The organism is Micromonospora sp. NPDC005305, assembly GCF_040607315.1.
Classification (GTDB): domain Bacteria; phylum Actinomycetota; class Actinomycetes; order Mycobacteriales; family Micromonosporaceae; genus Micromonospora.
The window spans coordinates 135,635-147,149 of sequence record NZ_JBEXGL010000015.1 but is presented as its reverse complement, the minus strand read 5'-3'; the positions used below and the strand labels follow the sequence as shown (position 1 = coordinate 147,149).

Annotated in this window: 8 protein-coding genes; 6 read left to right on the top strand and 2 right to left on the bottom strand. The window is 73.1% G+C overall.

What is annotated here, in order from left to right:
* Nucleotides 1–374 precede the first annotated feature (374 nt).
* Nucleotides 375–743, top strand: coding sequence for an ArsC/Spx/MgsR family protein (locus ABZS80_RS23710; RefSeq protein WP_355059054.1), 369 nt, complete (start codon nucleotides 375–377; stop codon nucleotides 741–743).
* A gap of 12 nt (nucleotides 744–755) precedes the next feature.
* Here the strand turns inward: ABZS80_RS23710 and ABZS80_RS23705 are convergent, their stop codons facing one another.
* Nucleotides 756–950, bottom strand: coding sequence for a hypothetical protein (locus ABZS80_RS23705; protein ID WP_192579771.1), 195 nt, complete (start codon nucleotides 948–950; stop codon nucleotides 756–758).
* Here ABZS80_RS23705 and ABZS80_RS23700 point away from each other — a divergent pair.
* The 3 genes from ABZS80_RS23700 (at nucleotide 949) to ABZS80_RS23690 (ending at nucleotide 3,339) form a co-directional block, all read left to right on the top strand.
* Nucleotides 949–1,611, top strand: a complete 663-nt coding sequence (locus tag ABZS80_RS23700) for a hypothetical protein (RefSeq protein WP_355059053.1) — start codon at nucleotides 949–951, stop codon at nucleotides 1,609–1,611. The genes ABZS80_RS23705 and ABZS80_RS23700 overlap by 2 nt on opposite strands.
* Before the next feature lie 40 nt (nucleotides 1,612–1,651).
* Entirely contained in the window at nucleotides 1,652–2,041 is a 390-nt protein-coding gene (locus ABZS80_RS23695; protein WP_151461981.1) for a hypothetical protein, read from the top strand.
* Between the two features lie 233 nt (nucleotides 2,042–2,274).
* Nucleotides 2,275–3,339, top strand: coding sequence for a hypothetical protein (locus ABZS80_RS23690; RefSeq protein ID WP_355059052.1), 1,065 nt, complete (start codon nucleotides 2,275–2,277; stop codon nucleotides 3,337–3,339).
* A 57-nt stretch (nucleotides 3,340–3,396) separates the two neighbouring features.
* On the opposite strand, the gene ABZS80_RS23685 is transcribed toward ABZS80_RS23690, so the two are convergent.
* Entirely contained in the window at nucleotides 3,397–4,857 is a 1,461-nt protein-coding gene (locus tag ABZS80_RS23685; protein WP_355059050.1) for an APC family permease, read from the bottom strand.
* Between the two features lie 289 nt (nucleotides 4,858–5,146).
* Here ABZS80_RS23685 and ABZS80_RS23680 point away from each other — a divergent pair, with 289 nt between their 5' ends.
* Together ABZS80_RS23680 and pulA are read left to right on the top strand one after the other, a co-directional pair.
* Entirely contained in the window at nucleotides 5,147–5,833 is a 687-nt protein-coding gene (locus tag ABZS80_RS23680; protein WP_355059048.1) for a cellulose binding domain-containing protein, read from the top strand.
* Nucleotides 5,834–5,981: 148 nt separating this feature from the next.
* A complete protein-coding gene (gene pulA / locus ABZS80_RS23675; RefSeq protein WP_355059046.1) occupies nucleotides 5,982–11,480 on the top strand; it encodes a pullulanase-type alpha-1,6-glucosidase in 5,499 nt (1,832 codons plus the stop codon).
* Nucleotides 11,481–11,515: the final 35 nt, after the last annotated feature.

Genomic DNA, 11,515 nt, shown 5'->3' with positions numbered 1-11,515 from the left:
TCCCTGACTGGCCGGCGCGGACCAGTGGTGCGCGGTCCGGGGTATGTAACGACCGGCGGGGGCCGGTCATTCCGACCGGGGCTGGCTCGCTCGGGGGCGGGCTGCTCCGCGGTCTGCCATGTACAACGACCCCGCCCCCGCCATGATTCCGCCCCGACGGTGGCGCCGACCACCCGCGACAACCGCCCGAAACCGGACACCTCGGCGCAACTGTTCGGCGCAAAACGGACACCCATCCCAGGGCACGCAAGTCCCCGGCGCCGATCTTGGAGACTTCCCAGCGGGGTTGATCAAGAGGTTTGCGTCGCGTTCCGGCCGAATCCCGACGCAAACTTCTTGATCAACGCGGGTGGGGGCGTGCCACCATGTCGGGCATGGAGATCTGGAACAACCCGTCCTGCTCGAAGTGCGCCACCGCCCGTGCGTCCCTGGACGAGGCGCGGGTGCCCTACCGGCTGCGGGCGTACCTGGCGGAGCCGCCGAGCACGGCGGAGTTGACCGAGGTGCTGCGCCGGCTGGACGCCCGGGCGTGGGACATCTGCCGCACCGGCGAGCCGGCCGCGACCGCGCTGGGCATGGCGGACTGGCCCCGCGACGACGCCACGGAGCCGCGCTGGGTGGCCGCGATGGTCGCGCACCCCGAGCTGATCCAGCGCCCAATCCTGCTGCTGGACGACGGCAGCGCGCTGGTCGGTCGTACCCCGGAGGCCCTGGACGAGGCGGTGCGCCGCAGCGACCGGTGAGCCAGCGGTGGGTCAGGAGGGCCGGTCGCCGGCCTTCGCGTGCCGCTCGCGCAGCCGGTCCCGGATCTCCTCCGGGGTGTACGCCCGGCGCCGCCGTTCCGCCCGGGCCACGACCACACCGGTCGCCGCCACACCGGCGAGGCCGGCCAGGCCGAGCAGCTTCCACCACCGCATCCGTTGCCGCTTCGGCATAGGGTGATCCTCCATGAGCATCAGCCTGGACGAGGCGGTGGAGCTGACCCGCACCGGCGACCTGTGGGTCTTCCGCGGGCGCAGCGTGCCGGACCGCGCCATCCAGCTCACTACGAACAGCCCAGTCAACCACGTGGGCATGGCCGTGGTGCTGGACGACATGCCGCCGCTGATGTGGCACGCCGAGCTGGGCCGCTCGTTGCCGGACCTGTGGACCGGCACCCACCAGCGCGGCGTGCAGCTGCACGACCTGCGGGACGCGGTCTGCGTGTGGGCCAATCGGTACGGCCAGCGGGCCTGGCTGCGCCAGCTCGAACCGCCGGCGGACACCACGATGGAGGAGGCGGTGCTGCGGACGGTGGCCCGCCTCGACGGCACGCCGTTCCCGTCCACGGCGCAGCTCGCCTGGCGCTGGGCGCGCGGCCGGGTGCCGAACCTGCGTCCCGGCCGACCCTCCAGGGCCGACGGTGGCGGTGTGCCGGTCCGCGATCGGGCGCTGGAGACCGCGTACTGCGCGGAGGTGGTGGCCGTGACCTACGAGGCGATGGGGTTGCTGCCCGCGGGCCGCCGGCCCAACTGGTACGACCCGGGGCGGTTCTGGAGCGGCGACGACCTCGACCTCGCGGGCGGCGCCCAGCTCGGGGCGGAGATCGAGGTACACATCCCACCCCGCTGACCAGGTTTGCCGGGCCCGCCGTCCGGCAATGGAGACGGGCGTGACGGCTTCCACGGACCTCGACACGCTCGCCGACTTCTTCGACCGGTACGGCGTGGCGCTGACCACCGCCGACGTGCCCGCCATCGCCGGCTGCTACGCGCTGCCGGGGCTGGTGGTCGCCGACACGTACAGCTTCTCGTTCGCCTCGCCGGCCGCCGTGGCGCTCAGCTTCGTCGGCGCCGCCCCCGACTACCAGGAGCGGGAACTGGTCGCCGCCCACGCGCTGATCGAGGACGTGCAGCAGGTCTCCGCGCTGCTCAGCGAGGTGGCGGTGCGCTGGGAGTTCCTGGACAGCCAGGGCCGGTCGGTGCCCGGCGAGCGCTACCGCTACCTGCTGCGGGCCACCGACGACGGCCCGGCCATCTGCACCGTCATCCGCACCGCCTGAACGCGGCCGGCGCTGCTGGCCAGCACCCACTTCGCCGTCACGGTCGGGGGGCGGGGTGGGGAAGACGACCGTGAAGGCGTGCTCGTGCCGCCACATCCGACCACGGTGGACGCCGCCTCAGACTGAGTGATCAGTCAGCGGACCGGGTGCCCAAATGCTTGCGGACAGTTGATAACGCGTGTACTCAGTGAAATCATCGGCCGGGCTCATTCCCGTCAGCCAGGAGCTGCCACGTGTCGCAGGACCACCGGTCACCGTTGCCGCGCCCGCCCCGTGAGGACACCTGGAACGGCGGCACGGCCGACCGGCCGCCGTACCCGCCCGCCCCACCGTTCCGCGCCCCCGGCGCCCCGACCGCCGGCCGTGTCGGCGCCGCCCGGTTCGCCCCGCCGGAGGCGCCCGGTGCGGGCCGGGCGGCCCGGATCTCCGGGCTGGGCGCCACGGCGGCCCCGGATCGCGGTGCCCCCGTGCCGGCCTACCCGGCCACATCCCGGGACTACCACGCCCCGGACACGGCGGGGTACGCCACCGCCCGACCGGCCCCGGCGAGCTGGTCGCCGGGCGACGCGTCCGCGCCGACGATCGACGGCTACGCGAACCAGGCGGTCCACCACCAGATCCGGCAGGCCGTGGTGCACCGCGTGCAGTACGCGAACGCCCTGCACGCCTCGCACTACTGGGACCTGCGCCGCACCAGCCCGGTCGGGCCGCACGCGCTCGTCTTCCTCTACGCCAGCCTGGATCCCCGGTTCGCCGACCCGCGCCGGCCCTACTACGAGATCAGGGCGGCCTCCCGCTTGTTCCGGGACGGCGACGAGGTGCAGGACCTCCCGTCGCTGCTCGCCGAGCTGTGCGAGATCGCCGAGGGCTACCTGGCCGGGGACGGGGTCTTCGACCCGGTGGCCCAGATGACCCAGGCCGGCGAGCCGATGCCCGCCGAGGCCCGCTACGTCGGGGTCTCGGTGTCGACCCTGCTCGGCAGCGGCAGCTTGGCCGGCGCCCAGTCGCCCGGCGCCGGCGGGATGGGCATTCCGGGCCGGAACCTGGTGGTGATGTTCGACGACCACCTGCTGGTGGTCGAGCGGCCGGCGCGGGCGCACGAGCAGGTCGAGGTGCACTCCACCTGCCCGCACTTCAGCGGCGGGGGCGTGGAGGTCCGCTGTTGGCTCCCGCTCACCCCGGAGCAGCAGGTCGACCCGGCCTGGCGCGCGTTGCGGCACCTCAACCGGCTGGTGCGGGCCGGTCAGGAGCGCAAGGCGGCGGCGGTCGCCGCCACCGGCGGCCGGCGCCGCCGCTGAGCCGCCGACGGCCCGCCCCGGACTTCCCGGGCGGGCCGTGGCGGCGTCCGGGGTGTCCTACAGGGAACGGCCGACCAGGTCCTGCTCGATCACCGCGAGCGGGCGCCGTTGGCCCTGCCCGACGTTCTCCAGCACCTCGGGGCGGGTGGCCCGGAGGACGGTCGCCCAGACCAGCCCCACGGCCGCGGCGGCCGCCACCGCGCCGGGGACCCACCACGTCGTCGTGGAGTCGGCGGGCGCCCCGAGCACGGCGGAGAGGTTCACCAGGGTGGTGAGCAGGGCCGCGCCGACCAGTGCGGCCCCGATGGCCGGCGCGACCGTACGCTGCCACGCGCTCTCCAGGCTGCCGCCGCCCCTGCGGAAGAAGGCGATCGTGGCGACCGAGGTGACCGCCATCATGAGCAGCACCGCGATGGCGGCGACGCCGGAGAGCCAGCTGAACATGGTGGCGACCGGGTCGGCCCCGGTCAGCGCGAAGACCAGGACGGCCGGCAGGGCGATCGCCGACTGGAGCACCGACCCGGCGACCGGCGCGCCGCCCCGGCCGACCCGCTCGAACACCGCCGGCAGCACCCGCTCCCGGCCCAGGCTGAAGGCGTACCGGGCGATCGAGTTGTGGAAGCTCACCATCGCGGCGAACACGCTGGTCACCACCAGGATCGTCGCGACGCCGCCGAGCACGGGGCTGACGTGCGCCTCCAGGATCGAGAACGGCAGCCCGGCGCCCGGGTCGCGGGACCGATCGACGACCTGGTCGGGCCCGACGGCCACGGCCATGGCCCACGCGGCGAGCGCGTAGAGGACGCCCAGCAGGATCAGCGCCGAGTAGGCCGCCCGGGACACGGCCTGCGGCGACCGGGCCTCCTCGGAGTAGACGGCGGCCGACTCGTAGCCCACGAACGAGGCCGCGCAGAAGGCGACCACACCGCCGATGCCGGGGACCAGCAGGTTGCCGGGCGCCAGCGGCGCGAAGCTCACCGAGCCGCCGGCCGGATGGGTGAACGAGGTGAGCACGAAGAGCAGGATCACCACGACCTCGGCGGCCAGCACCGCGCCCAGCAGGCCGACGCTGATCCGCGCCTTCAGGACGCCGACCAGGGCGACCCCGGCCCAGGCGGCCAGGGCCCAGGCCCACCACGGGCCGCCCAGGCTGTCGCTGACCACCGCGCCGAGCAGCCCGTACAGGCAGATCTGGATGGCGTTGTAGCCGAGCAGCACGACGGGTGCGGCGACCACGCCCCAGAACCGTCCGAAGCCGGCCGCCAGAGCCGCGTAGAAGACTCCGGCGCTGGAGACGTAGCGGGCCATCGCCAGGTAGCCGACGGAGAAGAAGAGCAACGCGGCGGCGATCACGAGGAAGCCGAGCGGTGTGCCGGTGACGCCGGTCGAGGCGTACGTGGCGACGATCGCGCCGGCGAGCACGGCCATCGGGGAGGAGGCGGTCGCGCTGAACACCAACAGGGCGCCGGTGCCGAGGGACTTGCGGATGAGCCCGGTTGGTGCGCTGGCAATCTGCATGGAGCTGCTCCGAGTGGGGGAGGGGTTGTCGGGGCATGTGCCCGTCGAGCAGCTCTCCATGATGGACAGTGCGGGCGGATGTATGCGACCTCGCCCGAATTCGAGCCATTGAGGAGTTCCCATCGCCGAGCCCGGACAGCGTAGCCGACGACGCGGTGCGACGTGTCGGGTGCGGGCCGTGGCGACGGACCTGATCCGCGGCGCGTGATCACCCGTTGTGGACCGCGCGCTTTCCGGCACTTCCCCCGGTCGCTACGCTCCCCGACGAGACCGACAGGGGGGAGGGGCCATGCCCGGCACGCGACGCGCACGCCCGTCACCCGGCGCCGCCATCACCTCGTCGCCCTGGATCGTCGTCTCGATCGGCGTGATCGTCATGGTGGTGCTGCTGGTCGTGGCGCTGGGCTCGGTGCGCGGGCGGCGGACGTTCGCCGAGGCCCCGCCGCCGGACCCGACGATGTCGCTGCCCCAGGTGGCGGTCAGCACGCCCACCGCGCCGGCTGGGACCACCCGGCCGCCCGCGTCCGCCGCCGGGCCGGTGGTGCCCGGGCTGTCTCCCCGGTCCACCGTGCTTCCCGCCCGGCCGACGCCGCGCCCGTCGCCCAGCGCGGGCGGCACCGGCAGCCGGCCGGCGCCGCCGCCGCCCGCCCCGGCCCCGGCTCCGGTCACCGGCCGGTACGGCGTGGTGAGCAGCTTCGACGGCGGCTTCGTCGGCGAGGTGCGCCTGGTCAACACCGCCGGCACGGCGCGGGGCTGGACGGTGCGAATTGCCTTCCCCCGGGGCCGTCTCGTGGCCGCCTGGGTGAGCGGTGCCGAACAGGGCAGCGGCCGGTTCACCGACGGTGTCCTCACCTATCGCAGCGGTGTCGACCTGGCGCCCGGGGCGTCGGTGGCGCTGCAGTTCCACTTCGAGCGGACGGGGACGACCCGGCCGTCGAGCTGCGCGGTCGACGGCGCCGCCTGTTCCGGCCTCTGACCCATCGCCTCGGTTCACGCCCGGCGCGGCGTGCGCTGCCGTGTTTCGCAAGATGGCTGCTTTGTTGCGACTTGGTTTGCAAGGTATTGCAGAATGTTTCGGCGAGGGCTAGCGTGCGGGCGAATCAGCGACCAGAGAAAGGCCGTCGATGAAACCCCCGCCGATATCTCGCAAGGCACTGGCCGCCCTGGCCACCTCCCTCGTGCTCACCCTCGTCGGCGTGCCGGTGGCCCTCCACCAGGTGGGTGCCGACGGCAGCGAGCGGCCCGCCACCCCGGACGTGCTGGCGGCCGCGGGCGCCGCGCAGTGGAGCCGGGAGCCGTCCGCCGAGGCGCTGCTCAAAGCCGGCAGCAGTGCCGCCAAAGCCGAGCAGTTCTACTTCGTCCTGCCGGACCGCTTCGCCAACGGCGACAAGCGCAACGACACCGGCGGGCTGACCGGTGACCGGCTCCGCACCGGCCTGGACCCGGCGGACAAGGGCTTCTACCACGGCGGTGACCTCAAGGGGGTCATCGACCGGATGGACTACATCCAGGGCCTCGGCACCACCGCCATCTGGCTCGCCCCGATCTTCAAGAACCGACCCGTGCAGGGCACCGGCGCGGACGCCTCCGCCGGCTACCACGGCTACTGGATCACCGACTTCACCCAGGTCGACCCACACTTCGGCACCAACGCCGAACTGAAGAAGCTCGTCGACCGCGCCCACCAGCGGGGCATCAAGGTCTACCTGGACATCATCGCCAACCACACCGCGGACGTCATCCGGTACGCCGAGGACCGGTACGGCTACGTCGACAAGAAGACGTCCCCCTACACCGACGCGCAGGGCCGGGCCTTCGAGGACCGCAACTACGCCGACGGCACCCGGGCGTTCCCGCGCGTCGACAGCACGTCGTTCCCGTACACCCCGACCTTCGCCACCGCCGCGGACGCCAAGGTCAAGGTGCCGGCCTGGCTGAACGACCCGACCATGTACCACAACCGGGGCGACTCCACCTTCGCCGGTGAGAACAGCGAGTACGGCGACTTCTTCGGCCTCGACGACCTCTGGACCGAGCGCCCCGAGGTGGTCCGGGGCATGACCGACATCTACGCGCAGTGGATCGGCAAGGCGGGCGTCGACGGCTTCCGCCTCGACACGGTCAAGCATGCCAACCTCGACTTCTGGCCGCAGTTCACCCGCGGCATCGACGCCGCCGCCGCCAAGGCCGGCAAGCCGGACTTCTTCATGTTCGGCGAGGTCTACAGCGCCGACCAGGAGGTCGAGTCGACCTACGTGCGGCAGGGCGGCCTGCCCGCCACCCTCGACTTCTCCTTCCAGGAGGCCGCGCGGGGCTACGCCGCCGCGGACGGCTCGGCCCGGGCGCTGGCGGACGTGTACGCCAAGGACGACCTCTACGCCGCGCGCGACACCGACGCCAACCGGCTGACCACCTTCCTCGGCAACCACGACATGGGCCGGATCGGCTCGTTCGTCGCGGCCGCCGGCGGTGACGACGCCAGCCAGCTCCGCCGCGACCAGCTCGCCCACCAGCTGATGTTCCTCACCCGCGGCCAGCCCGTGGTCTACTCCGGTGACGAGCAGGGCTTCACCGGCCCCGGCGGGGACAAGGACGCCCGGCAGGACATGTTCGCCAGCCGCACGGCCGACTACCTCGACGACGACCTGATCGGCACCACCCGCACCCACGCGAGGGACCAGTACGACACCACCCACCCGCTCTACCGGACCATCGCCGAGCTGGGCAAGCTGCGGCAGGCCCACCCCGCGCTGCGCGACGGCATCCAGGTCACCCGGTACGCGGCGGACGGCCCGGGCGTCTTCGCCTTCTCCCGCGTCCTCCCGAAGGACCGCACCGAGTACGTCGTCGCGGTGAACAACGCCGCGACCGCGCAGACTGTCACCGTGGACACCTGGTCGGCCGGCGCCACCTTCACCGGCGTCTACGGCGGCGCCGCCACCGCGGCCGCCGGCGCCGACGGCAAGCTGGGCGTGACCGTGCCGGCGATGTCGGCCGTGGTGCTCAGGGCCGACCGGGCGATCCCGCCGGCCGGGACCACCCCGACGATCACCCTCACCGAGCCGGGCGACGCCCCGGTCGCCGCCAGGACGGCCGTGACCGCGCAGGTCACCGGCGACCCCCTGGCCACCGTCACCTTCGCGGCCCGGGTGCCGGGCGGCAGGTGGACCCTGCTGGGAAGTGCGCACAAGGCGCCGTACACCGTCCACCACGACCTGACCGGCCTGGCCGGCGGGACGACTGTCGAGTACAAGGCCGTGGTCCGCGACGGCAAGGGCCGCGTGGCCGCCGCGCGTACCACCGGCGTCGTCGGCACCCCGGCGCAGAGCGCGTCCCGGGACTGGGCGGTCGTGCACTACCAGCGTCCGGCCGGAGGGTACGCCGACTGGGGTCTCTACGCCTGGGGCGACATCGACCCGGCGTACCAGACCGAGTGGCCCACGGGGCAGCCGTTCGCGGGTGAGGACTCCTACGGCCGGTTCGCCTGGGTCAAACTGAAGCCGGGCGCGAAGTCGGTCGGCTTCCTCGTGGTCGACAAGGACGGGAACAAGGACGTCGCCAACGACCGCACCATCGACGTGACGCAGACCGGCGAGGTCTGGGTCAAGCAGGGCGACCCCGCCCTCTACCCGACCCGGCAGGCCGCCACCGGCGAGCCCGACCCGCCGGTCGACCAGAACACCGCGGTCATCCACTGGCGCAAGGCCGACGGCAACTACGACGGTTGGGGCCTGCACCTCTGGGACGGCGCCGCCAACCCGACCGACTGGGGCAACCCCCTCAAGCCGGAGAAGATCGACGCGTACGGCGCCGTCTTCCGGGTGCCGCTCGCCGCGGGCGCGACCGGGCTGAACTACATCCTGCACAAGGGCGACGAGAAGGACCAGCCGGACGACCAGCGGCTCGACCTCACCACCGCCGGCCACGAGATCTGGCTGCTGGCCGGGGTCAAGGGCCGGCTGCTGCCGCCCACCTCGTCCGGCGTCGCGAAGGACCTCGACATCACCAAGCAGAAGGCGCAGTGGATCGACCGGTCCACCGTGGCCTGGCAGACCGGGCCGACCGACGGCAAGCGGTACGCCCTCGTGGCCGCCCCGGCCGGCGGGCTCGCGATCGCCGACGGCGAGCTGACCGGGACGTACACCACCCTGCCGCTGCGGGCGGCGCGCAACGGGCTGACCGAGGCGCAACGGCAGGCGTACCCGCAGCTCTGGGCCCATCGCGCGTTCACGCTGGACCGCGCCGACCTGGCCAAGGTGCCCGCGGCGCTGCGCGGCCAGCTCGTGGTGACCGAGCGGGACGCCGAGGGCCACCTGCTCGGCGCCACCGGGGTGCAGATCCCCGGCGTGCTCGACGACGTCTACCGGGCCGCGACCGGCGCGAAGCTCGGCCCGACGTTCGCCGGCACGGTGCCCACCCTGGCCGTCTGGGCGCCGACCGCCCGGAAGGTCGCGCTCCAGCTCTTCGACTCGCCGACGGCCCAGCCGGCCACCGTGTCGATGAGACGCGACGACACCACCGGCGTCTGGTCGGTGCGCGGCACGAAGGGCTGGACCGGGAAGTACTACCGCTACCAGGTCGAGGCGTGGCAGCCGGCTGCGCAGAAGGTGGTCACCGCCGCGGTGACCGACCCCTACTCGCTGGCGCTCACGCCGGGCTCGACGCACAGCCAGATCGTCGACCTGGCCGACCCGGCGCTGGCCCCGGCCGGCTGGGTGAACCTGCGCAAGCCGGCGGCCGTGCCGTCGGCGAAGGCGCAGATCCAGGAGCTGTCGGTCCGCGACTTCTCCATCGCCGACAGCACCGTGCCGGCCGAGCAGCGGGGCACCTACCTGGCCTTCACCGACCCGAAGACGGCCGGGATGAAGCACCTCCGGGCGCTCGGCGACGCCGGGGTCAACTACCTGCACCTGCTGCCCGCGTTCGACTTCGCCACCATCCCCGAGAAGCGGGCCGACCAGGCCCAGCCCGCCTGCGACCTGGCCGCGCTGCCGCCGGACTCCGACGAGCAGCAGAAGTGCGTCGCGGCGGTGGCCGAGAAGGACGGCTACAACTGGGGGTACGACCCGCTGCACTACACCGTGCCCGAGGGCGGCTACGCCGTCGACCCGAACGGTGCGAAGCGGACCACCGAGTTCCGGCAGATGGTCGCCGGGATCAACCAGGCCGGCCTGCGCGTGGTGATGGACGTCGTCTACAACCACACCTCGGCCGCCGGCACCGACCCCAAGTCGGTGCTCGACCAGGTGGTCCCCGGCTACTACCAGCGGCTGCTCGACGACGGCGCGGTCGCCAACTCGACCTGCTGCGCCAACACCGCTCCTGAGCACGCCATGATGGGCAAGCTCGTGGTGGACTCCCTGGTCACCTGGGCGAAGGCGTACAAGGTGGACGGCTTCCGCTTCGACCTCATGGGCCACCACCCGAAGGCGAACATCCTGGCCGTCCGCGCCGCCCTGGACAAGTTGACCATGGCCCGCGACGGGGTGGACGGGAAGAAGATCCTGCTCTACGGCGAGGGCTGGAACTTCGGCGAGGTCGCCGACGGCGCCCGGTTCGTGCAGGCCACCCAGGCCAACATGGCCGGCACCGGCATCGGCACCTTCAACGACCGGCTCCGCGACGCCGTACGCGGCGGCGGCCCCTTCGACGGCAACCCCCGCATCCAGGGCTTCGCGTCCGGACTCTTCACCGACCCCAACGGGGACGACGTCAACGGCACGGCCGCGGAGCAGAAGGCCCGGCTCCTGCACCAGCAGGACCTCATCAAGGTGGGGCTGGCCGGCAACCTGCGCGGCTACCGGTTCACCGACTCGTCCGGCCGGCCCGTCACCGGCGCGCAGGTGGACTACAACGGCTCGCCGGCCGGCTACACGGCGGCGCCGGGCGAGGCGGTCACCTACGTCGACGCCCACGACAACGAGATCCTCTACGACGCGCTGGCATACAAGCTGCCGCAGGGGACCTCGGCGCAGGACCGGGCCCGCATGCAGGTGCTCGCCCTGAGCACCGTGGTGATGGGGCAGGGGACCGGGTTCGTGACGGCCGGCTCGGAGCGGCTGCGCTCCAAGTCGCTGGACCGCAACTCGTTCAACTCCGGTGACTGGTTCAACCAGATCCGGTGGGACTGCGCCCAGGGCAACGGCTTCGGCGCCGGCCTGCCACCCGAGCAGGACAACAAGGACAAGTGGCCGTACGCCAAGCCGCTGCTGGCCGACCCGAAGCTCGTGCCGGACTGCGCGGCGATCAACCTGGCCGACGCCCGGTACGCCGAGCTGCTCACCATCCGGCGTTCCTCGCCGGTCTTCGGGCTGGCCACCGCTGACCAGGTGCAGAAGCGGGTCGCCTTCCCGCTCTCCGGCGACCGGGAGACCCCGGGCGTGATCACCATGACCCTGGACGCCCGCGGGCTCGGTGGGAAGTGGACGTCGGTGACCGTGGTGTTCAACGGCACCCCGGACACGGCGACGCAGACCGTCACCGGCCTGCGCGGGGCGGACGTGACGCTGCACCCGGTGTTGCGGAACTCCGCCGATCCGGTGCTCCGGACGGCGTCCTTCGACCGGGCCGGTGGCACGTTCACCGTGCCGGCGCGCAGTGTGGCGGTCTTCGTCCAGAACTGACACCGACGACGGTCCGGCCCCCTGCCACGAAGTGG